The sequence below is a fragment of the Burkholderia anthina genome, assembly GCF_001547525.1.
Taxonomy (GTDB): domain Bacteria; phylum Pseudomonadota; class Gammaproteobacteria; order Burkholderiales; family Burkholderiaceae; genus Burkholderia; species Burkholderia semiarida.
This window is the reverse complement of record NZ_LNJP01000004.1, coordinates 50,625-76,925: the sequence shown is the minus strand read 5'-3', so window position 1 is coordinate 76,925 and position 26,301 is coordinate 50,625. Positions and strand designations below refer to the sequence as shown.

15 protein-coding genes and 1 pseudogene are annotated in these 26,301 nt (G+C 67.9%); 11 read left to right on the top strand and 5 right to left on the bottom strand.

All coding sequences use genetic code 11. The features are described 5' to 3' along the window. Positions 1–9: 9 nt before the first annotated feature. Positions 10–1,299 (bottom strand): NAD(P)/FAD-dependent oxidoreductase, encoded by a 1,290-nt coding sequence (locus WS64_RS29540; RefSeq protein WP_060968940.1) that lies wholly within the window; start codon positions 1,297–1,299, stop codon positions 10–12. Positions 1,300–1,453: 154 nt separating this feature from the next. Here WS64_RS29540 and WS64_RS35720 point away from each other — a divergent pair. The 5 genes and pseudogenes from WS64_RS35720 to WS64_RS34725 all read left to right on the top strand — a co-directional run. Next, positions 1,454–1,570, top strand: a pseudogene (locus WS64_RS35720) (IS5/IS1182 family transposase); the annotation flags it as partial. A 401-nt stretch (positions 1,571–1,971) separates the two neighbouring features. Then, entirely contained in the window at positions 1,972–2,295 is a 324-nt protein-coding gene (locus WS64_RS34740) for a hypothetical protein (protein ID WP_155720516.1), read from the top strand. 224 nt (positions 2,296–2,519) lie between these two features. Continuing rightward, positions 2,520–3,188 carry a hypothetical protein gene (locus WS64_RS34735; protein ID WP_155720515.1) on the top strand — a complete coding sequence of 223 codons (669 nt, stop codon included), beginning with the start codon at positions 2,520–2,522 and terminating at the stop codon, positions 3,186–3,188. Continuing rightward, entirely contained in the window at positions 3,185–3,832 is a 648-nt protein-coding gene (locus WS64_RS34730) for a hypothetical protein (RefSeq protein ID WP_155720514.1), read from the top strand. The genes WS64_RS34735 and WS64_RS34730 overlap by 4 nt, the downstream gene beginning before the upstream one ends. Positions 3,833–3,995: 163 nt before the next feature. After that, the gene (locus tag WS64_RS34725) at positions 3,996–4,139 is read left to right on the top strand and encodes a hypothetical protein (RefSeq protein ID WP_155720513.1); all 144 of its coding nucleotides are present in this window, start codon (positions 3,996–3,998) and stop codon (positions 4,137–4,139) included. Between the two features lie 16 nt (positions 4,140–4,155). Here the strand turns inward: WS64_RS34725 and WS64_RS29530 are convergent, their stop codons facing one another. After that, positions 4,156–6,438: a TonB-dependent siderophore receptor gene (locus WS64_RS29530; protein ID WP_060968655.1), complete on the bottom strand. Its 2,283-nt coding sequence runs from the start codon at positions 6,436–6,438 to the stop codon at positions 4,156–4,158. A gap of 505 nt (positions 6,439–6,943) precedes the next feature. Here WS64_RS29530 and WS64_RS29525 point away from each other — a divergent pair. The 5 genes from WS64_RS29525 (at position 6,944) to WS64_RS29510 (ending at position 11,477) form a co-directional block, all read left to right on the top strand. Continuing rightward, positions 6,944–7,447 carry a sigma-70 family RNA polymerase sigma factor gene (locus tag WS64_RS29525; protein ID WP_059640008.1) on the top strand — a complete coding sequence of 168 codons (504 nt, stop codon included), beginning with the start codon at positions 6,944–6,946 and terminating at the stop codon, positions 7,445–7,447. Further along, entirely contained in the window at positions 7,444–8,427 is a 984-nt protein-coding gene (locus WS64_RS29520; protein ID WP_081103978.1) for a FecR family protein, read from the top strand. Before WS64_RS29525 ends, WS64_RS29520 begins: the two co-directional genes overlap by 4 nt. A 277-nt stretch (positions 8,428–8,704) precedes the next feature. Continuing rightward, positions 8,705–9,466: a response regulator transcription factor gene (locus tag WS64_RS29515; protein WP_059639803.1), complete on the top strand. Its 762-nt coding sequence runs from the start codon at positions 8,705–8,707 to the stop codon at positions 9,464–9,466. Between the two features lie 965 nt (positions 9,467–10,431). Next, positions 10,432–10,578, top strand: coding sequence for a hypothetical protein (locus tag WS64_RS34710; RefSeq protein WP_155720511.1), 147 nt, complete (start codon positions 10,432–10,434; stop codon positions 10,576–10,578). A gap of 146 nt (positions 10,579–10,724) precedes the next feature. Beyond that, the gene (locus WS64_RS29510; RefSeq protein ID WP_060968654.1) at positions 10,725–11,477 is read left to right on the top strand and encodes a thioesterase II family protein; all 753 of its coding nucleotides are present in this window, start codon (positions 10,725–10,727) and stop codon (positions 11,475–11,477) included. 8 nt (positions 11,478–11,485) lie between these two features. On the opposite strand, the gene WS64_RS34705 is transcribed toward WS64_RS29510, so the two are convergent. After that, on the bottom strand, positions 11,486–11,647 hold the full coding sequence (locus WS64_RS34705) for a hypothetical protein (RefSeq protein WP_155634555.1): 162 nt from the start codon (positions 11,645–11,647) through the stop codon (positions 11,486–11,488). An 89-nt stretch (positions 11,648–11,736) separates the two neighbouring features. On the opposite strand from WS64_RS34705, the gene WS64_RS29505 reads away from it, so the two are divergent. Next, positions 11,737–12,399 (top strand): helix-turn-helix transcriptional regulator, encoded by a 663-nt coding sequence (locus WS64_RS29505; RefSeq protein ID WP_081059157.1) that lies wholly within the window; start codon positions 11,737–11,739, stop codon positions 12,397–12,399. Positions 12,400–12,443: 44 nt separating this feature from the next. On the opposite strand, the gene WS64_RS29500 is transcribed toward WS64_RS29505, so the two are convergent. Continuing rightward, entirely contained in the window at positions 12,444–13,700 is a 1,257-nt protein-coding gene (locus tag WS64_RS29500; RefSeq protein WP_059639807.1) for an MFS transporter, read from the bottom strand. Further along, on the bottom strand, positions 13,697–26,275 hold the full coding sequence (locus tag WS64_RS29495; protein WP_060968653.1) for a hybrid non-ribosomal peptide synthetase/type I polyketide synthase: 12,579 nt from the start codon (positions 26,273–26,275) through the stop codon (positions 13,697–13,699). The genes WS64_RS29500 and WS64_RS29495 overlap by 4 nt, the downstream gene beginning before the upstream one ends. Positions 26,276–26,301: the final 26 nt, after the last annotated feature.

Sequence of the window (26,301 nt, the reverse complement as noted above, 5' to 3'; positions counted from 1 at the left end):
CCGATGCAATCAAACGGTATCGCGCAGGCGGTACCAGACCTTGCCGATCGCCTCCAGCGGCGCGGCCAGCCGGTCGCCGCCGGGAAAGCGCGGGTTGCGAATGCGCTGATACTGCGCGAGCAGGTGCGCGTCGCCGAGCACGGCATCGGCCACCGCGCGCGCGCCGGCGAGCGTCGGCAGCACGCCATGCCCCGAAAAGCCCTGCAGCCAGAAGCGCTGCCCGTGGCGGCCGATGTCCGGCGTGCGGCGCATGCTGATGTCGATGTGACCGCCCCACGCGTAGTCGAGCGGCACGCCGGCCAGTTGCGGGAACACGCGTTCGAGGCGCGGGCGCGTCGCCGCCGCGATATCGGCCGGAATGCCGCCGAGATACGTGCAGCCGCCGCCAAACAGCAGCCGGTTGTCGGGGCTCAGGCGGAAATAGTCGGGCACGAACTGGTTGTCGATCACGCAACTGTTGCGCGGCAATAGCGCCCGCGCGACGTCGGGTGCGAGCGGCGCGGTTGCGACCTGGTACGTGCCGACCGGCAGCAGCCTGCGCGCAAGGTCGCGATCGAGCCGGTCGACGTATGCGTTACACGCGAGCACCAGCACGTCCGCGCGCACTTCGCCGCGCGCCGTGCGGGCGACGTGGCCGCCGGCCGTCTCGCGACAGTCGAGCACGCGGCTCTGTTCGAAGATGCGGCCGCCCGCGCGCTCGATCGTTCGCGCGAGGCCGAGTGCGAGCTTGAGCGGATTCAGGTGGCCGGCCTCCGGATCGTGAAGCGCCGCGAGATAGCGCGTGCCGCCGATCCATTCGGGCATCTCGTCACGGCCTATCATGCGCAACCGGTCGTAGCCCCAGCGCTCGGCGGCCTCGTCGCGCGCCTGCGCCAGCATCGCGACGCGCCGCGGCCGCACCGCGGCCCACAGGCTGCCGGGCCGGTAGTCGATGTCGAAACCGTGTCGCGCCGGCAGTTCGCGCACTTCGGCCGCCGCCCAGCGCATGCTGTCCCAGAGCAACCGGGCGCCGTCGCGGCCGAGCGCATCCTCGAGCGGCTGCATGTCGCACGACCAGCCGAGCAGCGCCTGTCCGCCGTTGCGGCCCGACGCGGCCCACGCGACGCGGCTCGCTTCGAGCATGACGACGCGCCTGCCGGCGAGCGCGAGCCGCAGCGCCGTATGCAGCCCGCTGAAGCCCGCGCCGACGACCAGCACGTCGGCGTCGACACGTTCGTCCAGCGCCGGCCGATGCGGGATCGGCGCCGGGTAGGTACCGGCGTAGTAGCTTGCGACGTGACGGTCGGACTGCACGAACATGCGAGCTTCCGTGAAAATTTTGCTGCGAAATTTCATGAAAAACTAGCACGACAATTTCACGGAAGCAAGCCAAGAAATTCCAACAAAATAAATTGCGAAGGCCACTAACCCGTCGCGCGTTCCGTTAACCGCTTCGTTGTTTCGCCGAGAGGCCATGGCCAAACCGATACTCGATGACGAATCGTGGTCACTCACCCAACCGCTGTTGTCACCACCGAAGCGGCGTCCGACGCGATACCCCGGACGCAAGCGTCTCGACGATCGCGGCGTCGCCCTCCATTCATACAGTGGGATCGGGTCGAAAGCAGGACCCAATCCCACTGCGTATCCGGTTCGAACGCCTCGCCACCATACATGAGGCGTTCATGAAAATCGCCGTCTGAATCATCTGCTGGAGGCACGTTCAAAAATCGTTCTGTTAGCGTTCCTTAGCGGATGGGATCGCAACCAACCGGAGCAACGAAACATTCGCTCCGGTCAAGGCTTCGCACGCACTTCCTTGTGAGCATTTTTGAGAATCCACAGTTTCTACACCTATATATTTTCACCACGCGTTCGATAACAAGGCGGGTTCGCCGTCCCCGGCATACGCGCGCAAGCGAAAACGTTTGCCGCCGCCGCGCGAGAGTTTCGTCTCCGCGTGGCCAACATTACGGACGTAACGATACGAACATGAGCGATACGAAACATCGACTTGAAGCGAGTGCTGGCCTTTCCCGTCGCACGTTCCTCTACAGCCTCGGCGCACTCGCGCTTTCGGCGTGCGGCAGCGGCCCGGATACGAGCGAGGCGGCCGCCGCCGGCCGCGCGACAGGCACGGCAGCCGCAGCGGCGGGCAATCGCGCGCTTGCGCGCGTCGCGACCGGCACCGACGCCGTCATGACGAGCCAGGCCTTCGTAACCGCCACCAACCGAATATTTTTACGCCCAGGATGTGGGCCGACGTCAATCGAAAGAACATTCCTATATTTTTCAGAAACGAAAGATGCCATCTAGCCCGGCGTTATTCCGCTTTCGAATGTTCGATTTTATTCGATATCGCATTACCTCCGAGCGAAGTCACGCTCTTTAAATATTTATCATTTAAAAATCGCATGCCACGGATCCGAATGGCGGATACTTTACCAAGACCCCATCCAAATCGTCCAACATAAAAAGACATGACATTTTGCATTTCATAGCATCAATTCCAGGCGAAGCAAATTACCGAACCATCGGCCATGACATTTTTTGAGGATCGAATGTTAAATACCACATATATTTCAGGTTTGATTCTGCTTGTTTCTTCTATTTTGCAGGGATGCTCCGGCGGCGACGCCTTGCCGTCAAAGCCTGCTCAGAACTCAACAGATCAAAGCTTGAATCAGCAAAATGTCGCGCAAAATCTGCACTCTACGCCCCCGCCTCCGGGCAACACGGTACTCGTAGCCAGCGGGTCGATGCCTCAGCAGAAAGTCCGAAATCTGGGATCGGGGACGGGGTTCGTCGCGTCGGCATTGTCTGAGAAACTCCCGCCGGGAACGGCTGACGACTACGATGTTCTGGTCGTTTCCAGCGACCAGACTGCAAATCCGGGCGTAATGAAGGAAATTGTCGACGGCCTGGGAAATGGCAAAGAGATAGTCATCGATTCCGCCGGTAGCGGAAAGCCCGGGGGCGCGACCGTCAATTCCGCCGTAGAACAAATTGTCGGCCCGGGAACCGCGGTTGCCGGCGACGCAGTCCGAATTCAACGAGGCCCGAACGGCGACGGCTATCTGATCACCCCGATATTCAACACCGGCGGGGGAAATACCAACGGAGGACCCGACCAGAAGGTTTCAGGCATCGATGCGACACAAAACAACGTCGCGAATATTTTTCAAACCAATGATGGGGGTAACAAGTGAAGTCGAAATCGCTTTTCAATTCCGCGATTGCGGGCGTCGTTTGCCTGTTTCAGGTCGGCCATGCCGTTGCCGGGACGACGTGCCTGCTCGATAGCCAAACCAACCAGGCAAATCTGGTGGGAAACAGCTCGTCCTGGTCGATTCCTATTCAGCAAGCAACCAGTACGTGGCAAGACTGGATATGGAGAGGTGATACCTTCCTGTGCAATGGCGTCCGCAATGTAGCTGCCCCGTGTACGTATACATGGACGAAAACCCGTTCCAATGGATACACCGTCAGCGGCAGTGCCAGTTTGAATCCGGAAAGTATTCCGATCGTGGGAGGCATCTTGAATCTGCTTCACGTTGACGCCTCGTATGGGCGCACCGTGACTAATACGGAATCGACTGGCTGGAGTCAACAGGTTCCGGCGGGGAAATATGCCACGTTCGTCGAGGTTGTCGTGCGTCGCTGGAAGCAAGGCGTGTTTCAAGGGGCGTATCAAATCACAAGCAAGCGATGCACGATCGACGAAATTGGGGATGGGCATTTCGCGTGGGGGCATGTGTATTCCTGGAATGGATCGGCCAGATACGGAAACTGGACGGCGAACCAGGCGGTCAATGGTTCCAATTCCGCGTACGGCATGGTCTGGATTCACTGACTTTGTTGCAAGGGTCGTCCGTGATACGCCAAGCCTCAACCGAGGAACGGCTTCAATTCCCGGAAGGAGAGCCGGTTTTTCGTTAACACCCAAGACAGGTCATCACGGCGGCCCGAAATTCGCTCTTTTCGGGCACTTTTGCGCCTCCTGACCGGGCTCGATATTGTCGAGTCATCCTGATTATTCCGCGCTGAAGCTGCGCGGCGCGCGGATGATCGTCACCGGCACGGCCGACGCCGAGCCCGGCTTCGCGCTCGAAGGCCTCGGCCACCGGCCAATCGAATGCGTGTACGGCACGCAGCCGTGAGCGCGGCGCAAGATATTCAGCCCGGCGAGAACGTCGTCGTCAGCAAGAACGTGCGCCCGGGCAGCACGGGGATGAAGTTCGGGTAAAGCGCGGCGCCGTAAAGCTTCCGGTCGAACACGTTCTTCACGCCAAGCTGCACGGCCCACTTCTGCGCGCGGTAGAACACCGTCGCATCGACGCGCGCATCGCCGGGCACGACGTAGCCGGGTGCGCCTGTCGCCCGCTGCGAGCGGAAGAACACGCCGCTGCCGACGCCCCAGCCGCGCCACGCCGGCGCCTGCAGCGCGTAGGTCATCCACAGACTGCCGGCGCGCGCCGGCGTGCCCGGCGCCCGGACCTGCGTACCACGCGGGTCGACCGCCACGCCCGAATCGGACACCGTCAGCGAGCCAATCACGTCCAGTCCCGTCAGAACCTTCCCGGCCAAGTCGAACTCGACGCCGCGGTTGTGCTCGCCCGGCACGCGTGCGTAAAAGCCCGGATGCGTCGGATCGCCGATGATCTTGCCATCGTCGCGCAGCTGGTACGCGGCGGCGGTCGCGGTCAGCGCATCGCCGAAGAGCGTGAACTTGATGCCGGTCTCGATCTGCTCGGTGCGGGTGGCCTGCAGGGTCTTGCCGTCCCACGACACGGTGTCGAGCGACGGCCGAAAACCGCGCATCCAGTTTGCATAGATGCTGACCGACGGCGTGATCGCGTAGCTGGCGGCGACGCTCGGCGACCAGACGGAATTGCGCACCAACGGCGAGCTTAGCGATTTGTCCAGCAGCGCGTTCGTGTGCCGCAGCGATGCGAGCACCGTCACCCGATCTGCGATCAGCGCCTGGAGCTGCACGTAACCGCTCAATTGCCGCATCGCCGAATCGGATTCGCGCGCGAGCGGACCGGACGGAATCGACGGCAGCGGATGCGGCGCATACAGGTTCTGGACGGCGGACGCGTACGGTGCGATGTCGGCCGTCGACGACAGCCGCCAGTGCTCGACGCCCGCGAGCATGGTGCCGGACACACCGCCCGCGCGGAACGTGCGCAGCAGTTCCGCCGCCACATCCGATTCATGCCGCCGCTCGACGGAATGCAGGCCGTAGAGTGCGATGTCGCCGGAGCCGTCCAGCAGCGCGTAGGGCACGTGCCAATGCGACACGGTTTCGTATTTCAGCCAGACCGCGCGCACGCGCGCCTGCCAGCCGTCGCCGAACGCGCGCTCGGCGTTCAGCGACGCGCGCAGCGAATCGGTGCCCATGTGGTCGTCGCGCGCGCCGGCGGGCTCGAGCGACGTTTGCGGTAACGGATTGCCGTCATCGCCGCCGACCGAATACGGCAGGACCGGCACGCGCTGCCGGTAATGCTCGAGACGCAGCGTCACATCGGTGTCGGCGTCCCGGTAGCGCACCGACGGCGCGACGAAAAAGCCGCGCTGCCCATCGTAGCCGCCATAGCTGCGTCCGTTCAGGTTGCCGCTCGCTACGAACCGGTAGCCGACCTGCGCGTCGCTCGACACGTCACTCATGTCGAGCATGCTCTCGCGCCGCCCGCGCGACGACAGCGTCGTCTGCAGCGTCGCATGGCGCGCGAACTGCGGCCGCTTCGTGACCAGGTTGACGATGCCGCCGTTTGGCGCGCCTCCGACGAGCGCCGTCGCCGGGCCCTTGACGACCTCGATGCGTTCGATGCCCGCGAGCGGCGGGTAATCGGCGGATTCGACGACGCTCCCGTCGACGAGCAGCGCCTGCGCGGTATAGCCGCGTATCCCGATGCCGTAGTTCGCGTTGTTTTCGTCGAACACCGACGTCGCGCCGCTGACGTTCGCGATCGCGTCCGCGACCGATTCCGCCTGCTGGCTCGTCAGCACGGCATGGCTCACGACGCCGACCGACTGCGGCGTGTCGACGAGCGGCAGGTCGAGCCGAGCCGCGGCCGACGAGCGCGTCTCGGCGAAGCCGCCGTCCGCGCCAACCCGAGCGCGCATGCGAATGGGCGGCAACATGATGGTCGCCGCGCCGGCATCCGGTGTACGGGTGCGCTGCAGCGTCCACGTGCCGCCCGCGACGCTGGTCGGTTCGAGCGGCGTGCCCGCCAGCGCGCAGGCGAGCGCGTCGCGCGCGGTCATCGTGCCATCGACCGGCCCGGCCCAGCGGCCGGCCGTCAGTGCGCTGTCGAACGACAGCACGACGTGCGCCTGCCGCGCAACCTCGAGCAACACGGCATCGAGCGCGCCGCCCGGTACGTGAAAGGTGACGACGCCCTCGTCGGCGCAGGCGGCGGCCGTCGCCGCGCCCCACCAGACGCCCGCCAGCATCGCTCGTCCGACGACGTCGTTTATTTCGAATCGACTAAACACACTAAACATGCTTACTTCTCTGTCAGGTCGGAGCGCGAGCATACAGGGTCCGCGTGAACGTCAAAAAAAGCGGTGGCCGGCATGCATTCACGGCAATAGGATGTGTAGCATCACGAAGAACAGCGGCGGTGCACCGCAGAGCGATTGCGAAGCCGTGCCGGATTCGCAGCCTGCGACACGCAGGCTCCGGCCCTCGGGCACGCACGCCTGGGGGGCGCTCCCGCTCGACGCGATACGCCCGTGGACGGGCTGTACGGGCCGGCCGATAACCCGACACGCGCAGCCATGCGGCCGCCGCGCGACCGTCACGGCAACGTCGCCACACCGCAGCGAATTCGTCTTGCGCGAATCGCGGGTAAAAATGGGCACCGGCATCGAGGTTGAGTGCTCGTATATTCTTTGCTAGCCTGCGTTCAAGGCGCTCCTGGCCGCTCCAACCGTTCGATGCAACATGGAATTCAGCATGACGACGCTTGCCGCTGTCCCACCCGTCGAAGCAATCTTCCGCAACGACTACCCCTGGCTGCTCGGCCGTCTGCGCTACAAGCTCGGCTGTGCGTTTACGGCTGAAGACATCGCTTCCGAAACGTTCGTGCAACTGATCGCGCAAGCCGGCACATCGTCCGTGCGGGAGCCGCGCGCGTTGCTGACGACAATCGCCCACCGCCTCGTCTACGACTTCTGGCGCCGCCGTGACCTCGAGCGCGCATACCTCGCCGTGCTCGCCGCACGCCCGGAAAGCGTCGCACCGTCCGAGGAGGAGCGCGCGCTTGTCGTCGAAACGCTGCATGCGATCGACCGGATGCTGGCCGGGCTGTCCGCGAAGGCGCGCAACGCGTTCATCTACAGCCAGTTCCACGGGCTCACGCATGCCGAAATCGCCGACCGGCTCGGCGTATCGAAGCGCACCGTGCGCGACTATCTCGCGCAGGCGCTGCGCGCGTGCTATCTCGCGTCTTTGCAGTGAATCTGGCCGATCAACCGAAAGCGGTCGACGCGATCGACCCGCGCGTACTCGACGATGCGATCCGGTGGATGGTGCTGCTGCGCTCGGGCGACGCGACCGGGCGCGACCGCGCGCGCTTCGATGCGTGGCTGCGCGCCGATCCCGCACACGCGCGCGCGGTCGCGCGGCTCGACGCATCGCTCGGCGCGCTGACGCCGCCGGCAACGCACGGCCTCGCGCCGAGCGCGCTCGGCGATGCGCTACTGGCCGTACCCGCACGCCGGCGCGTCGTGCGCGGCGTGCTGTCGTTCGGCGCGCTCGTCGCCGGCGCGGGCGCGCTCGCCGATCGCTTCTCCCCCATCGCCGAGTGGTCGGCCGACCTGCAGACGAACACCGGCGAGCAGCGCACCGCGACGCTTGCCGACGGCTCGTCGCTGATGCTCGCCGCGCGCAGCGCGGTCGACGTCGACTACCGGGCGGACGAGCGCGGCGTGCGATTGCGCGCGGGCGCGCTGCTCGTGCGCGCGGCGGCGAACACGCGCCCGTTCGTGGTCCGGCATGCCGAGCGCATGGTGCGCGCGCGCGCCGGCAGGTTCGCGGTTCGCGTGGAGGGCCCGTGGCTGCACGTCGCCGCACTCGATGCGTCGGTCGGAATCGCGGTGCCGGGTGGCGCGACGCTGTCGCTGCGGCCCGGACTCACCGCGCGCGCCGGCGTCGACCTCATCGAGCCACTCGCCGCCAACGCGACGGACGAAGCCGCATGGACCGGCGGCCAGCTGGTCATACACACCGAGCCGCTCGGCGCGGTGATTGCGCGGCTGCGTCCGTACTACCCCGGCGTGATCCGCGTGACCGACGCCGCCGCCGCGCTGCCCGTCACCGGCGTGTTCCGACTCGACGATCCGCCGCGCACCCTCGCCGCGCTCGCCGCGACGCTACCGCTGGAGGTCCGGCGCTATGCGGGATGCGTTGTGCTCGTTTCGCTCGCGTCGCAAGCCTGACGCGCACCGGGAGCGCGGCGCGATTGCCCGGGTGATCGCCCGATTGCCCGTGGTAACCCATCCAACGCCAGACAGCAAAAATTTTTTGCGGAAGGCACGTCACTTTTCGTCACTCGTCGCACAAGCAATCTGAAACACCGCGAAGTCGCGACACCGCAGGCGAACGGCAAAACCGTCCCGTGCGTGCAGGCACGGCCCGTCCCGGCGAACTGCCGGGCGCCGCCGCGCGACGACGGGCGCGGACGCCGATATTCCGTTTCGATTTGAAGAGGTCACTTTGGACTATGCCCTCCTGACCCGCGACCTGCGTCTGGCCGACCGCATCGCGGACAGCCTCGGGCGCGGCGCGCACTGCGGCGAGCGCCGCGGCGACCGGTTCGCCGACGAGCTGACGATGCTGCGCGCATTGCGCCACCGGCCGTACGACCTGATCGTGTTCGACGCGCGCTGCGTCAATGCTACCCACAATCCGGTGCTGTCGTGGCGCGCGTGCCACGCGGACAGCCGCGCGCCGGTCGTGGTGGTCGGCTCGTTCGACGGGCCCGCCGAGATGTTCCTCTGGTACGACCTCGGCGCGGCCGACGTGTTGACGCTGCCGTTCGATCCCAACGAGCTGTACGTACGCGCGACGCTCGCCCGGCGCGGGCAGGCCCGCGCCGCCTCGGCCCCGGCCCGCCTGTCGGTCGGTCCGTATGCGCTCGATCGCGATACGGGCACGGTCAAGCTGCACGGCGGCGCGATCGCGCTGACGTCGCGCGAGTTCGCGATGGCCTGGCTGTTCTTCTCGAACCCCGGCACCTGCTTCAATCGCGGCCAGGTCGCAAAATCGATCTGGGGCAACTACCGCGACTGCGCGGACCGGACGATCGAGCAACACATCTACAAGCTGCGCAAGAAGCTCTCGCTCGGCATTGCGAACGACGTCGCGCTGCGCACCGTGTATGGCTTTGGCTACAAGCTCGAAGTCGGGTCGTGCAGCGACGCGCATGAGCCGGAATTCGCGGCGCCGACAGCAGCCGGCCCGCACCCGGCCGCGTGAGGTAGGCTGTCGAACGCGTGCGCGGCGGCAGGTTCGTCGCGCATCGCGTCCGGCCGCCCGCCGTCACCGCGAACCGGTGGCGGCGGCCGCTGCCCGCAGGCGCGACCGGTCCGCGACGCGCCGCGAAGAACGCGATGCCTTGGTCTATCGCGCACACATAGCCGACGCGGGACGCGAGCCGGTTGTCCGTAGGCGGCGAAAACGGACCGGCCGAAAACGCGACGGTCTGGCCGGGCTTCACCCGACAGCGGATGAACCTCCAGACCGGCCACCCCGACTCATCGACCATTGCGGGCTCGTCGGCGAAGCTCAGCGTGCCGTCCGGCGTGATCCGCTACGCGTTGATTCGCGGCCCGCCGCATGTCGAGCCCGGCGCGGTTGCCGTGCCGGCCGGCGCGCATTTCGACAGATCGCCCTTGAAGGACACGCCCGCGCGCTGGTTCAGCGTGTTTTCCACTTCGCTCGGACCGGACAACCGTATCGTCGGCCCTTGTGGGCGGAAAGGCATGGCGCGTCCGCGGCCCCTCGCCGCGCAGTCGCCCGGCGACTCGCTTGACAGCTCACCACGAAAGTCAACATTCTCGATGAGTGTTTTTGAAATCGTCTCTTAGCAAAAATCCAACTATCCATATCAATTCAGTTAGCCGTATATCTAAAAATTTTTCAATTTTTTGTGCTTATTTGGTGCTTTTTAAGCGATTTTCATCCATATAATCCGGACATCGGTCGTCCATCGAAATTCGGATGACCAGGAATTCCGCCGCGATTACGACAACACTTGATGCCTTCCATGAGATTTTTTGAGAATTCCGGCGCGATTCACCTTATATATTTTCGTCCTGCGTTCGTTAACCCGACGAACTCGCCGTTCTCCGCATACGCTCGCAAGCGCAAACGTTTGCCGCCGTTGCGCGAATCGCTTATCGCTGCATGAATCAAGTTATGGACGACAGAACGATACGAACATGACCGACACGAAACATCGACTCGAAACGAATGCCGACCTCTTCCGACGCACGTTTCTTCACAGTCTCGGTGCGATCGACAGGTTCCGCCTCCATCACGACGCGCCGCCCGCCGAACACGCCGCGGTGCTCGCCTGCGGGATCTGATGCGTCCTCGCGACGGCTCACTCGCCATCCCGACGTCACGCTCACGTCGGTATGGGGCGATTCCGCCTCCTCTCGAAATGCGCGTCCCGTGCCCTCTACACACGCTGTCCGCCTGCGCTGCGCCGTGATTTTCACTCCGAATCCGCATGCTCATCAATCACACACCCTGGTTCGTCCTGCATCGCCCGCGTCCCCGGGCAACGCACCGGCTTTTCTGCTTCCCGTATGCCGGCGGCGGATCGCTGCTGTACCGGAGCTGGGCGTTTGACCTGCCAGACTGGCTCGAAGTCGTCGCCATCGAACCACCGGGGCGCCAAACCCGCTTCGCGGAAGCGGCGCTCACGTCGCTCGACACAATGTGCACCGCGCTCGCGACGGCGGCGGCCGGCCTGCTCGACAAGCCGTTCGGCACGTTCGGCTACAGCTTGGGCAGCGTCGTCAGCATCGAATGGACAAGGGAACTCGCTCGGCGCGGCCTTCCCCCCCCTTCGCACGCATTCAGCGCCGCACACCGCGCGCCGCACGTGGCGCCAAGCGGGCCGCCGGCCCATCGGCTATCCGATCCGGAACTGATCGAGTGGCTGAAAGCGATGGGCGGAACGCCGGCTGCCTTGCTGTCGGAGCCCGAATGGCTAGGGCACTTCCTGACGTCGCTGCGTGCCGATCTCGCACTCGCCGACGGGTACCGGGTGGATACGCCATTCGTGTTGCCGTGCGGGCTGACGGTGTTCGGTGGTCTGCGCGATCCCCATGTCGCGAGCGATGCATTGGCCGAGTGGGCCCGCTACAGCGGGGGGCCATTCGCGCTGCACCGGTTCGACGGCGGGCACTTCTTTCTCCAGGTATGGGAACAGGAGATTCGGAACCGCGTCGTCGCCGCGCTGACCGACCCGACGTAGCAGTCCCGTCAAATCGGCACCAGCATGCCGCGGGGAAATCTGCCGGCCAGGGTACGCCCGGTGCCGCGCACCGGTCGCACCTGCCGGCATTTGCGGCATTGCATGCCGACATCGGGATTGAACAGGAGAACGACCTCGATCGACACAATCAGTATGAGTTGAAAGTCCATAACGATGAATAAGCAAGCGCTATCGGTCAGCGGGAGACACCTTCAGTAACACGGGCCGAATTTATTCAAATTTCATCGGGTATCGAACCATGACGACTCAATGGCATGAAATTTACTTGGGCATAGAGAATGCGAAGACCATGTCCGATCTTGCCGATACAGCCTCGCGCGCTGTATCGAGGATCGGCTTTTCCAACTGGCTTTTCGAAGTCAAATCCACATGCTCCGGCAACGACTCGGAATTCTTCTCCGACCGCGGGCAATACGAAAGCTGGATCAAGTATTACAAGGATGCGGATTTCCTTCCGGGTGGCAGTCCCGTCTATGCCGCACTCCGAACCAAAGGCCTGGCAGAATGGAGCGACGGCGCACGCTTCGTTCTTACCCAGTGCAGCTGGATCGGTGCCGATTTACCCGCCCTGTTTTCGGTCGGACGAGAAATCACACCTGTAAGAGTCGAGGAAAAGGCGACGAATGCTCCGTACATCGCGTGGCTCGCCGGCGCGATCCATGCGAAGTTCATCGCGCTGTCGGCGCCGACGCCGAAAACGGGCGACGTGTGCAGTCTTACGGACCGCGAACGGGAACTGCTGCGGTGGACCGCGCTCGGCAAGACGGCCGGCGAAGTCGCGTCTATCGTCGGGCTCACGACACGCACCGTCTATTTCCACCTGAAAAACGCGATGCTCAAGATGAATGCGACGAATACGCTGCAAGCGGTCGTGAAGGCGATGGTACTCGGCCTGATCTGAGGCCGTACCATGCCGCGCGACATGCGCCGCGCGGCATGGCCCGCTCAGCGAGCAGCGGCGCGCCCCGCCGGCGCACGCGCCACGATGGCAAGCGCGCACGCGTACGACGCCACGCCCAGCGCGAACGGCCATCCCGCCGCGGCCGCGCCACCGCCCGTGCGCGCGGCCGCGGCGAGCGCGGCCGACCCGACGAGCGGCGCGATCGCCCCGACCAGACTGACGAGCGACGCGAGACCGCCCTGCAGTTCGCCTTGATGCCGGTCGGACGCATGACGCGACAACTCGGCGCGCAGCGCGGGGTCGGCCACGAGTCCCAGTGCCTGGGCCATCATCCCCGCGTACGTGAGCCATGGAGACGAAGCAGCGAAATAGCACAGATACGCGACCGCACAACAGCCGTAACCCAGTGCGAGGATCGCTCGGTTGTCGACGCGCGCGGTCAACCGCCGCACGAGATAGCGTTGCGACAGGGCCATCCCGACAGCGAGCGCGGCGAGCGCCCGCGACGCATCGATCACGCTCCATCCGTAACGCGCCTGGTTCGCGAGCACGAAGCAGCTCTGGAACACGCCGTATGCGGCCCAGGTCAGCAGTAACGCCAGCAGGTACGGACGCAGCGTTTGGTTGCCGAACAGCGCGCGCAGGCTGCCCAAAGGCTGCGCACGGCGCCAGTCGAACGTTCGCCGGTGCGCGGCCGGCAGGCTTTCCGGCAGCCACGATGCGACGTACGCCGCATTCAGCGCGGCCAGCGCGCCGGCGATCGCGAACGGCAGGTACGGGTCGAACGACGCGAGCCAGCCGCCAGCGACCGGGCCAGCCACGAGTCCGACCGCGATGACCCCGCCCGCGCTGCCGTACAGATGCGTGCGGCGCTCGCCGTCGCTGACATCGGCCAGATACGCCATCACGGTCGACACGTTCGCGGCGGCGGCACCGCCGAGCGCGCGGCCGATCAGCAGCGACGCCAGACCGCCACCGAACGCGACGGTCCAGTGGCTCGCCGCGATGCCGACGAGCGCGGCCAGCAGCACCGGGCGGCGTCCGTACCGGTCGCTGAGCGCGCCCAGCATCGGTGCGCACAGGAACTGCATTGCCGAGTAGGACGCGATCGCCGCGCCCAGCACGAGCGAAACGCGCGCGGGCGACAGGCCCGCGAGCCCCGCGACGAGCGTCGGCAGCACCGGCATCGCCAGCCCCGTGCCGAGAACGTCGAGCGCGAGGATCGCGAGCACCACGCGCACCGCGCGCGTGCCGCCGTGCCCGGCAGGCGGCGCGCCGTTGACGTGCGGTTGCGCGCTCATCGCTCGAACGCCTGCAGGCGATCGGCCAGCGGCAGCGCGATCGCATGAGCGTGCACGTCGGACAGGCACGTGAAGTGATCGCCCGGCACGTCAATGCATTCGACCGGTGCGCGACTGAATGCCTCCCAACCCCACGCGGGCGTCTGCCGGATCTCCGGCAGATTGATGCCCGACGGCATCGAATCGACCGCCCGGAACAGCACGAACGACCAGTCCGACGGTTGCTTCGGCGGGTCGTAAGCCATTCCGAACGCCGCGGCCGCGCGATAGACGTTGAAGATGCCGCCGATGCTGCCGTCGTCGGCGCGCGCGTCGATCAACCCGTGAGCCTGGAGCTGCGTCTTCAGGAAGCGCAGGCGTTCTTCGTGCGATGCGGCTTCGAGACGCGCCAGCATATCGCGCGTCACGTCGACTGGCTTGCCCGAGTAGCGTCCGAAAATGCCCAGCAGCGAGCCGACTACCTGGGCATCGGTCGGCGTCGTCATGCGCAGGTACGGCGGCGCAGCGGAGTCGAACAACGCGATCAGGCCGGGGGGCTCCCCTTCGGCGTCGAGCCGTCGCGCCATCTCGAGCGCGACCTTGCCGCCGAGCGAATGGCCGCCCAGCAGATACGGCCCGTGAGGCTGAACGGTGCGGATGCAGCGCACGTAGTGCTCGGCCATCGCCTCCACGCTATCGTGCGGTTCGGCCTTGCCGTCGAGCCCGAGGCACTGCAGACCGTAGAACGGCCGCGCCGCGCCCATCGCGCGTGCGAGCGGCAACACCTGGGTAACGTTGCCGCCCATGCCCGGTACGCAGAAGAACGGCGTCCCGGCACCGGTACGCTGCACGGGCACGAGGCAGTAGCGCACGTGCGCGTCATCCTCGCTGCGGGTCGTATCGGCCGCGTCCGGCGCACCGAGCGACCGCGCCATCCGTTCGATCGTAGGCTCGTCCAGAAACTCGGCAAGCGTCAGGCAATTCGCAAAGCGCTCCCGCACGCGCGATATCAGCTGCGCGCCGAGCAACGAGTGCCCGCCCAGCGTGAAAAAATTGTCGGTCACGCCCGGCAGTTCGCCGCCCAGCAGCTCGCGCCAGAGTTGCGCCAGCTCGCGCTCAAGGTCGTTGCGCGGTGCGATCCGCTCGTCGACGGCCGGCGCCGCATGCGCGCCGCCGCGCTCGCCGCGCGCATCGGTCCCGCCCGCGAGGCGGCGCAGCCACACCTCGACGTCCTCGGCCTTGCTCACCGCGATTTGCGCGCCATCGTGCGCGAGCGCGATGTCGAACACGCGGCAGCCCTCGTCGTTCAGCAGACCGTGGGCCGCGTCGATCGACGTCTGGTTCGGATGAGCACGATCGTATGCGACCCGCATGCCGACCTCGGCCCAGGCATCCCAGTTGATCGAGACGACCGGCAGCCCGTCGTGGCGCGCCGCATGCGCGACCGCGTCGAGATACGCGTTCGCCGCCGCGTAGTCGGCCTGGCCGAGACCGCCGACGAGCGCCGCCAGCGACGAACACAGCAGCACGAAATCCGGCCGGTGCGCACGCAGCGCATCGAGCAACGCGTCCGTGCCGAGCGTCTTCGGCGCCAGCACGCGCGCCCATGCTGCCGGCTCGCCGAGCTGGACAGGCCCGCTGGCCTCGATCCCCGCCGCGTGGATCGCTCCGTCGATGCGGCCGCAGCGTGCGGCGATATCCGCCAGCGCCGCGGCCCACGCGCGAGGTTCGCCGCAGTCGGCCTGCACGAGCGTCACGTCGGCGCCGAGCGCACGCAGCGCGGCAGTCGCCGCCGCGACGTCCGGCCGCGACGCATCGACCGTGCGCGATACCAGGAACAGGCGCGGCGCGGCGACTCGGCGCGCGATATGCTCGGCAAACGTCAACCCCATGCCGCCCAGGCCGCCCGTGATCACGTACGCGCCACCGTCGACCAGCACAGGCGTCGCGTCCACGTCGGGCAGCGCCCGGAAGCCCGGCTCGTGGAACGTGCCGTCGCGCAGCGCGAGCGTCGGCACGAGCGGCGCCGGCGAGCCGGCGTCGGCGCGCGCAAGCAGCCCGCGCAGCGCCGCATGATCGGCATCGCCCGGCTCGGCCGGAAGATCGACGTGGCGACAGCGCAGATGCGCGAACTCCCGGCTCGCTGCACGCAGTGCGCCGACCAGCGCGGCTTGCACGCCGCTCGGCCGTTCGCCGGCACGCACGGCGCAGGCGCCCGTGGTGACGAGCGTCAGAACCGTGCCGGATGCGGCTTGCGGGGCGAACGTCTGCAACAGGCGCATCAGATCGTCGAAGCGCTCCACCGCCGAACCGCGATCGTCGGCGCCGACGCAATACAGGATCTGCGCCGGCCGGGAATTCCGTTCGAACGCGCGCGCATGGCCGTAACCGTCGCCGGCCTCGGGCGCGTGCGTGCCGCGCGCATCCTCGTCGACCAGGATGCTGCCGTGCGGTGCATGCGTCGCGATCGCGTCGCGCATCGACTTGCCGCGTGCGACGATCGTCCAGGCCGCATCGGGCAACGCATCGCCGCGCGGCGGCAGTGCGGGCCGCCATGCGGGGCGCGAGCACCATGCGGCCGGCGACGAGCGGTCGGCCGCCGCCGCGGGCGCACGCTCGTCGCGCAGCGTGAAGCCCTCCACCTCGACGAGCGCGGGCCCGACGCCTCCCGCCTCGTCGAGCGCGAACAGCGTCACATCGAAGACGTTCTCGCGCACGCGGCGCGCATGGCTGAACAGCCGCGCGGTCAACGGTGCATGGAGCGACAGCCTGCGATAGTGGAACGGCAGCCGCGCGCCGCGGTTTTCCAGCGTCGACAGGAAACCGGTGGCCATGTCGAGCAACGCCGGATGCAGCGGGGCATTCTCCAGGTCGGCCGCGAACGCGGGATCGAGCTCGAGCTGCGCGACCCCTTCGTCGTCGGCGAGCCACAACGCGCGGAAACAATGCCAGCGCGGGCCGAACAGCGCGAGCCGGTCGTCGAGCGCGGCGCGCGCGGCGGGACTCGCGAGCGTGTCCGCACGCTGCGCGCGCACGTGCTCGAACCGGGCCGGCGGAGCCGGCATCTGGTCGGCATCGGCGATCGTGCCTTGCGCGTGCACGGTCCACGCCTCCGCATCGTCCGCGGCGGCGGAAGTGACTGCGAAGTCCTGAACACCGCCGTCCGCGCCGCCGAAGCTCACGCGCACGATACGTGCGCCGTGCGCGTCGTCGAGCACGAGCGGCGCCGGGAAATAGACGTCGCTCAATGCAATCCGCGGCCCGTGCCCCATCCGCTCGAATGCGCCTCGCACGAGCTCGAGACAGCCGGTGCCGGGCAGCACCGGCTTGCCGTCGAACACGCGATGCTCGTCGACGACCCACCACGACGGCGGCAATGCAAGCTCGTACGTGCGCCGCCCGCCGGCAACACGCCGCCAGTGACGGTAAAGCGCAGGCGGCCCGCTTCGCTCGACCGGCGCGTCGATCCAGTGTCGTGTGCGCGCGAACGGATAAGCCGGCAGCGGCACGCGCCGCGCGGCGTTGCTGCCGCACGCGCGGCGCCAGTCGACGCGTGCACCCAGCCGCCACAATGTGGCGATCGCATGCGCGAAGGTCGACACGTCGTCCGAACGATCGCGCGGATGACGGCCGCAGCCGAGCACATCGTATGCCCGGCCGTCCGCTTCCAGCGCGGTGCGCAGTGTCCGCCCCGGGCCTACTTCGACGAGCAGCGGCGCATCGAACGCGTCGTGCAACGTCGCGATCCCGTCGGCGAAACGCACCGTGTCGCGCAGGTGCGATGCCCAATAGCCGGCGTGGTTGGAGGCGTCGAGCGACAACCAGGCGCCGGTGCGGTTCGATATGACGGGCACCGTGCTCGCCTGCACCGGAATCCGGGCGACGAAGGCCTCGAGCGCCTGCGCGGCCGCCGCCATCCGGTGCGAATGAAATGCGTGCGACGTCGCAAGCGGCTGGCTCTGCACGCCTGCCTCGGCAAGCGCTTGCCGCAGCCGCTCGATCGCCTCGGTCCCGCCGGCCAGCACGCACTGGTTGCGACCGTTGACGGCCGCCAGCTCCACGTCCGCGTCGAGCCAGCGCGCGCATGCGTGCTCGTCCAGCGCGACGGCAAGCATCGCGCCGCGATCGGCGGCCTGCATGAGGCGTCCGCGCGTCGCGACGATTGCGAGCGCATCCGCCAGCGTGTAGTAGCCGCCGACGCACGCGGCGACCAGCTCGCCGAGACTGTGGCCGATCAGCGCGTCCGGCTCGACACCGCGAGCGCGCAGCAGCATCGCGCACGAATAGTCGACGGCGAACAGCGCCGGTTGCGCGATACCCGTCTCGCGCAGCCCGGCGGACGCATCGGTCTCCCTGCCGGGGTCCGGGTACATGGCCGCGAGGATGTCGAGCCCGTGCTGTGTGCGCAGCAGCGTCGCGCATTCGTCCAGCGCGTCGCGGAACGCCGGTTCGCGTTCATAGAGCCCCTTCAGCATCCCGATATGCTGCGCCCCCTGACCGGGGAACATGAACACGACCGGGCGATTCTCCCGCGGCTCACCCGCAGGCGCATCCCACGGCGCGTCCAGCGCCGTGCATGCGGCCTCGCGCGTCGCGCACACGATCGTGTCGCGCACCGGCAATCGCGCACGGCCCGCGCCGAGCGAGAACGCGACGTCTGACAGCCGCGCGGACGACGCGCGCAGGTGCGCGGCCAGGCGGCGACGCATGCGTCGAAGCGCGGCCGGCGTGCGGGCCGACAGCGGCAGAACCTGCACGCCAGCATCGGATGCGTCGGACGACGGCGACGGCCGCGGCGGCGGCGCCTCGACGATCACGTGCGCATTGGTGCCGCCGATCCCGAACGAGCTGACGCCCGCGCGACGTGGCCAGGGTGCATCGGGCCACGTGTACCGCTCGGTGTTGATATGAAACGGGCTGCCCTCGAGATCGATCTCGGGATTCGGTTTCTTGAAATACGGCATCGGCGGCACCTCGCCGTGCTCGACGGCGAGAACGGCCTTCACGAAGCCGACGATCCCTGCCGCCGCATCGAGATGCCCGAGGTTCGCCTTAAGCGAGCCGAGCGCGCACCGGCGGCCGGCCGGCCATGCGCCGTTCGGGGCATAGGCCTGCGTGAGCGCGCGGAATTCGACCGGATCGCCAAGCCGCGTGCCGGTACCGTGCGCTTCCACGTACCCGACCGTGTCGGCCGGCACGTCGGCATCCCGCAGCGCGGCCGCGATGACGCCGGCCTGCCCGGCGACGCTTGGCGCGGTGTAGCTCACCTTGCCGGCGCCGTCGTTGTTGATCGCCGAGCCCCGGATCACCGCATGCACGTGATCGCCGTCCTCCAGCGCCTTCGCGAGCGGCTTGAGCATGACGACCGCGCAGCCGCTGCCGCCCGTCGTGCCGGACGCATCGGCGTCGAACGGCCGGCACCGGCCGTCCGTCGAGATGATGCTGTCCGGCATGGGTCGATAACCGTAATACTCGGCCTCGAGCGACACGCCGCCGACGAGCGCCATCTCGCAGTCGCCCGCGCGCAGGCTCGCGCAAGCGGCATGCACTGCCACGAGCGAGGACGAGCAGGCGGTCTCGACGGTCACGGCCGGGCCGGCCAGGCCCAGCTTGTACGCGACGCGGGTGGCGAGGAAGTCGCGGCCGTTGCCGAGCAGCCACTGGATGTTCTCGAGCTTCAGTTCGCGTCTGCGCGGATAGACGTTGTCGAGCAGATAGTGGCTCGTGCCGGCGCTCGCGAACACGCCCACCCGGGCGCCGCGCGCGGCACCATAGCCGGCCGCCTCGGCAGCCTCCCACGCACACTCGAGAAACAGTCGCTGCTGCGGGTCCATCAGCGCCGCTTCGCGAGCGGAGTAGCCGAAGAACTCGGCGTCGAAGCCGTCCACGTCCTCGAGCCGGTTGCCGAGCCCGACGAAGTCCGGTTGCGCGCGCGTCTGTGCATCGACGCCGTGTTCGGCGAGCAGTTCGTCGCTGAAGTGCAGCGTCGACTCGACGCCGTCGAGCAGGTTGTCCCAGAAGGTCTGCAGATCGGGAGCGCCGCAGAAGCGGCCCGCCATCCCGATCACCGCGATCGCGCGATCGCTTGCCGGCGGCACGGCGGCCGGCGCATCGGCCGCGGCCGGAGCCTGCGCCGGCGCATCGTCGGCCTCTTCGGCTTCGGCCACGCTCACGCGGTTGCGCTCCAGGTGCGCGACCAGTGCGCGCAACGTCGGATGCTCGAACAGGTCGGCAATCGCGATCCGAGTCGCAAACGCGTCCTCGAGGCGCTTGCGCATCTCGACGATCCGCAGCGAATGCCCGCCGAGATCGAAGAAGTTGCTGTCGGGCTCGACGTCGTCGCGTTCGAGCACGGCTTGCCAGATCGCTTTCACGTGCGCGAGGAGCCGGCGGCCGCCGGTCGGCACACGTTCGCCCTGCACCTCGGCAGCAGCTGCCGGTGGCGCCGAAGCATCGCCGGCCGGTGCGTCCACGACGGGCGCGACAGGCGCGGCCGCCTGGGCGGCGAGCGCGTTGCGGTCCACCTTGCCGGTACGCGCGCGCGGCAGATCGGGCAGCCTCACGAGGCGCTCCGGAACAAGATGGGCCGGCAATTGCTGCGCAAGCCGCGTGCGCACCTCGCCTTCCGCGGGTTCGCCCACGTAGTAGCCGACCAGGATCCGATGCCCGTTCGCATCGAACGGCGCGAGCACGACGCCCTGCGTGATCCCAGGCAGCGCGTTCAGGCGCGCCTCCACCTCGCCCGGTTCGACCCGGAAGCCGCGGATCTTGACCTGCGCGTCCGCGCGTCCGACGTACGTCAGGCTGCCGTCCGGCTGGCGGATCACGTAGTCGCCGGTCCGGTAGCGGCGCGCGCCGGGCTCGCTTGAACGCGGATCCGGCACGAAGCGGCGCGCGGTCTCCTCGTCGAGGTTCAGGTAGCCGGCCGCCACGCCCTCGCCGCCGATGTACAGCTCACCGGGCACGCCGCACGGCAACGGATGGCCGTAGCGATCGAGCACCTCGAACGTCACGTTCGCCAGCGGTCGCAACACCAGCGCGCCGCGGGCATCCCAATAGTCGGTCGCCGATGCGTAGATCGTCGTCTCGGTCGGCCCATAACCATTGATGAAGCGCCGGCCTTGCGCCCACTCCCGCGCGATGTTCGCCGGACAGGCCTCGCCCGCGGCCACGATCGTCGCAAGCTCCGGCAACTCGGCGTACGGCAGCAGGCGTAGCGCGGTCGGCGTGATCTGCAGATGCGTGATCCGCTCGGCGCGCAGCAGCCCGAGCAGCTCGGGCCCCGGCAGCAGCCGGGCGGCGGGCGCGAACACGAGCGTCGCGCCCGACACGAGCACCGGAAACACTTCGCCGCACACGCCGTCGAAGACGGGCGAAAAATACTGCAGCTGGCGCGCGCCCGGATGCAGCCCGACGGACGCTGCGAATGCGTGCGCGGTATTGAGCAGGTTGCGCCGCGTCACCATCACGCCTTTCGGACGTCCGGTCGAACCCGACGTGTAAAGCACGTACGCGAGATCGGTCGGCGCGTGCACGAGACCCGGCGCGCGCACGGCCGGCGCGCGGTCGTCGTCGATATCGTCGGCGATCAGTGTCGTCACGCCGAGCGCGGCGCAGCGCGACGCGAGGTCGCGCTGGGCGACGACCAGCCGCACGCCGGCGTCGGCCACCGTGTAGCCGAGACCTCCGTCGACCGTGTCGTCGGGATTCAGCGGCACGAACGCGCAGCGCGCCTTCAGCGCGCCGAGCATGCCTGCAACGAGATAGGGATGGCGTCCGGTGAACAGCCCGACATGCGTGCCGGGCGTCGCGCCGTGCGCGCGCAGCGCGCCGGCGATCCGGTTCGCGAGCTGGTCGAGCTGCGCGTAGGTCCAGCGCCGGGCGTCGAACTCCAGCGCAATCGCGTCCGGCGTCGCCGCCGCGTGCGCTTCCAGTTGCGCGATCACGTCACCCGTCGCGCCGAAATCGCGCCGCGTCCCACGGCACGCGTCCGTCAATGCCGCGTATTCGTCGGCCGGCAGCATCATCACGTCCGACACGGTCTGGCCGGCATCGGCCAGCAGATTGCGCAGCAATTCGCCGAAATGGCGCGCGAGCCCGCCCACAAATGCGCGCGCGTAGCGTGACGTACGGTACTTGAAGCTGCCGCCGAGCGATGCGCCGTCGAATGCGCGCACTTCGACCATCAGGTCGAGCTTGACGTCGGCGGGCGCGACCGCGAGCTCGTCCACCGCCAGCCCCGCCAGGTCGAGCGCCTCGGGCGCCGCACTCTGCACCACCAGCCCGATCTGGAAGAACGGGTGCCGACCCGGCGCGCGAGCCGGATTCAGCGTTTCGACGAGATGATCGAGCGGCACCGACTGTCCGGCGTCGGCCTCGAGCAGCATGCGCCGACTTGCTGCGATAACGTCCGCGAGTCGCATCGGCGCGTCCAACTGCAACCGTATCGGCAACAGATTGACGAAGAACCCCATCAACGCTTCGGCATCCGGATGATCTCGTCCCGCGAACGGGATGCCGATCACGATATCGTCCTGCCCGGTGTAGCGATGCAGCAGGACCGCGAGCGCCGCGTGCATCACCATCGTCGGCGTGCAGTTCAGCCGCTCGCACAGCCGCTTCAGCTGCGGTGCGCACGATGCGGGCAACGCGAAATCGACGTAATCGGCGCCCGGTGCGCCGGCGCCCGGCGCGTCGGTCCGCTCCGGCAGCGGCAGCGCGGACGGCAGATCGCTCAGGCGCTCCCGCCATGCGGCGACGGATTCCGCAAAACCGCTCGTCGCCGTCCGTGCGCGCTGCCACGCCGCGTAGTCCTGATACTGCAACGCGGGCTCGCTCGACACGAGCGCCTCGCCTGCGGCGCATGCCCGATAGGCTTGCGCCAGCTCGCGGCGCAACAGCCCGCTCGACCAGCCGTCGTACGCGATGTGATGCAGCACGATGCACAGCACGTGTTCGTCCGGCAAGACGCGCAGCAGCAATGCGCGGATCGGCCACTCGCGGTCCAGCTCGAACGGACGCGCCGCTTCGCGCGCGAGTCGCTCGTTCACGCGCCCCGGCTCGATCTGCTCGACGACGAACGGCACCGGCGCCGGGGCGTCGATCTGCGCCAGCGGCTCGCGGCGCGGATGGCCGGCATCGTCCACCCACGCCTGCACGTCCGCGGTGAAGCGCGTTCGCAGCACCTCGTGGCGCCCGACCACGCGGTTCAGCGCCGCTTCGAGCGCGTCTCGATCCAGGCGGCCGCGCACACGGAACACTTCCGGCATGTTGTACGCCGCGCCCGGCTCCGCCTGCCGGGCGAACCACATACGCCGCTGCGCGAACGACAGGCGCCGGCGCTCGTGGCCGTCCGCGCGCGGAATCGGCGCATCCGCGCGAGCGGCCACGCCTTCCCGGGCAGCCGACATCATTTGCTCCATCACGCGCTCGGCAAGCTGCTCGATCGTGGGCCGCTCGAACACGTCGGCCACCTTCAATTTCACGCCGAACGCATCGTGGACGCGCGTCAGCGCCTGCGTGACGAGCAGCGAATGGCCGCCTCGCTCGAAGAAATTGTCGTGCACGCCGATGCGCGTCGTGCGCAGCAGCGCCTCCCAGTCCTGCGCAAGCCGCGCCTCGAGCGGGTTTCGCGGCGCGACGTACGCATGCGCGAGCGCATCCCAGTCCGGATCGGGCAAGCGCTTGCGGTCGATCTTGCCGTTCGGCGACAGCGGCAGCGCCGGCAGCAGGACCAGCGCACGCGGCACCATGTGCTCGGGCAGCCGCGCGCGCAGATGCTCGAACAACGCTTCCCGGGTTGCCCCCGCATCGGCATAACCGACCAGTTCGAGCTCGCCGCCCGGCGCCCCGCGCGCCACGACCGCGCATTCGCGCACGCCCGGATGCTCCGCGAGCACGCTTTCGATCTCGCCGAGCTCGATCCGGAAGCCGCGAACCTTGACCTGGTTGTCGAGCCGGCCGATGAACTCGATCGTGCCGTCCGCAAGATGCCGGCAAAGATCGCCGGTGCGGTAGAAGCGGCGGCCGCCCGGATCGGACACGAAGCGCCCGTCGGCATCGAACCCGCCGACCGGGAAACGTTCGCGGGTCAGCTCCGGCCGATTCAGGTAACCCGACGCGACGGCGCCGCCGCCGATCAGCAGTTCACCGGGCACGCCGAGCGGAACGAGATTCAGTGCGTCGTCGACCACGTACATCGACGTGTTCGGCAACGGCGTGCCGATCGGCATGCTGCGTTCGGACTCGTACCACGCGTCGCGCGGTTCGAAGGTCGCGCTTTCGCACGTGGCTTCCGTCACGCCATACACGCTGAGCACGCGGGTATCCGGCGCGCACAGCGCGCGCAGCTTGCGGTACTCGTGGACGAACCAGACGTCCGCACCGCACGTGACCGCCTGCACCCCGTCCAGGCGCTTGCCGCTGCGTTCGAGATATTCGATCATCTGGCGCACGACGGCCGGCACGAATTCCATCACGGTCGCACGCTCGCGCTCGATCAGCGCATGCAGCGCCTGCGCATCGGTCAGGCTCTCCCTCGGGCACATGATCAGCCGCCCTCCCCCGCCGAGGCCGCGAATCACGTCGCTCATGAACACGTCGAACGTATGGTTCGCCATCTGCAGCACGGCCGTCACACCCGGCTGCGTGCGGCCGTAAGCTGCCTCGAATGCATGAAACAGCGACATCCAGCTCCCGTGCGAAACCTCGACGCCTTTCGGGCGACCGGTGGAGCCCGACGTGAAAATCACGTAGGCGATGTCGTCGGCGGTCGTCATCGCTCTGTCCGGATCGAAGCCCGCGAGCGGTGCGCCCGGCTCGCACACAAGCGCTTCCATCGCGATCGCGGTGCAATCGAACCCTGCGCCATCGCACGGATGTTCGACGACGATCGCCGCCGGCGCCACGTCGGCGATCAGTGCATCGCGTCTCGCATCGTCGGGCGACACCGGCACGAACACGGCGCCGGCCTTGTGGATCGCGAGCAGCGCGACGACCACGTCCGGACCATAGCGCCGCAACACGACGACGCGATCGCCGCGCCGCACGCCCGACGCCTGCAATTGCGCGGCCAGCGCCGTCGCTCGCGCGTCGACGTCCGCGTAGGTGGCGCGCCGCTCGCCGTATACCAGCGCCAGCGCACCGCCGTCACGCTGCGCCGCCTGCTCGAACGCGCGGTGAAACGGCACGAATGGGCGGCCCGGGTCTCGCGTGCCGTCGTTCGCGAGCGCCAGCATCGCGGCCGCGGCCTCGCGCGACAGCAGCGGCGCCGCGTCGATACGCGCGTCGGGGTCGGTCACCAGGCAACGCAGGATGCGCACGAGGCTGTCGGTCATCTGCTCGACGAGCGCGCCGCCGAGCAGGTCGCAGTCGTACTCGAACGCTGCGCGCATGCCGTCGCCGGTGAGTGCAAGCGTGAGGCTGAGATCGTACTTCGCGGTGCAGGAGTCCAGCGTATGCATCCGCGCTTCGATTCCGGCGCCGAAGTCCACCTCGAACCCTTCGGCCGCGAAATCGAACAGCACCTGGAATATCGGCGCATGAGCCAACGAACGCGGCGGCTGGACGGCTTCGACGATCTTCTCGAACGGTACGTATGCGTGCTCGAGCGTGTCCAGCACCGTCGCACGCACGCGTTCGAGCACGTCGGAAAAAGTCGGCGTGCCCGATACGTCGACCCGGTTGGGCAGTGTGTTCACGAAATAGCCGATCACGTCGTCGCGCTCGAGCGCATAGCGATTCGAAATCGGGGATCCGATCACGATGTCGCCCTCGTGCGTATAGCGGCGAAGCAGCACCGCGAACGCCGCGAGCCCGACCATGTACATCGACAGGCCGCGCGCCCGCGCGACCTCCTTGAGCCCGTTGGCCACATCGAGCGGCACATCGAATTCGATCCGGCGCCCGTTGAAGCGCCGCGCGGCCGGCCGCGGATGATCGAGCGGCAGCGGCAGCACGGCAGGCGCGCCCGACAGCCGGGCCTGCCAATGCGCGAGGCCGGCGGCGAGATCCGCGGATGCGGCGTTCGCATCGGCATGCAGGCCGTCGTCGAGCGGCGCGGCGTCCGGTTCGCGGCCGTGCGCGAGTTCGGCATACGCCCGCGCGAGTTCATCGAGGAACAGCTGCAGTGAACGGCCATCGAACACGATGTGATGCACGGTCGCGACGAGACGGTAGTCGTCGTCGGCCACGCGCGCGAGCGTCGCACGCAACGGAGCATCGCGCTCGAGGTCGAACGGCGCGCGTGCCTGCTCGCTCTCGAGTTCGGCCACGCTCGCCGCAGGATCAGGCAGGCTCGAGAAGTCGACGCGCGTCAGTGCGGCCGGCGCGTCGACGATCTGCACGACCGGCTGGCCGCCGCGGCTCGGAAACCGGCAGCGCAGCGCGGGATGCCGCCGCTGCACGACGTCAAGCGCGCGCGCGAGCGCATCGGGGTCGACACGGCCGGACAGGCGCAACGAGAACGGGACGTTGTAGGTCACCCCGCCACGTTCGAACTGATTCAGGAACCACAGGCTCTGCTGAGCCGCGGACATGCCGGTCGGGCCGGCGGCGATGGACTGGACGGACGTTTCCGCCGGACTTGCGAGATCCATGCATTGCTCCAGGATGGAAGGCGCGC